1 tRNA gene is annotated in these 541 nt (G+C 62.5%); it reads right to left on the reverse strand.

Annotated features, from left to right (window positions below):
* Positions 1 to 447 precede the first annotated feature (447 nt).
* A tRNA-Glu gene (locus AC4FS3_RS29345) sits at positions 448 to 523 on the reverse strand.
* Positions 524 to 541: the final 18 nt, after the last annotated feature.

Here is a 541-nt window from a genome sequence, read left to right on the forward strand (position 1 = left end):
TCCGTCGGTTTTATGAGATTATTTTTGCGACGCGGGAGAACGCTTCTTCAGGGCGGCGGCCAGATCGCCCCCCGGCAGGGGCCTTGTCCCGGCGGCGCTCCAATGCCCGGCGAGGCTGTTGATGCGACAGACCTCTCCGGCCCAACAACCCGCAGGGCGGCATACGACAGGCGGTTCTCATACGAAGCACGGACTGACGGAATGGCGTAATGGACGAAACTCACCGACCTTGCGGCTGACCATTCACGACATCTCCTGACACGCGCGGGACCATGCCGGCGGCGGCCACGCAGAGTTTACACACGGAAGGCCGAACGGGCGCTACTCGCGAGAAGCGGCGGAAGGTTGGCGTAAAGCAAGGATCAGGGGGGCAGGCAGAACCGCGGCTAACCTGATGACGATCTATAATGGCTAACTGCCATACAGGTCATTCAGCCAACATGGCAATGGCGCTCCCAAGGGGACTCGAACCCCTGTTTTCGCCGTGAGAGGGCGACGTCCTGGACCGCTAGACGATGGGAGCCGCTGCGGAGGACTGCCG

Source organism: Pseudogemmobacter sp. TB195, assembly GCF_058313095.1.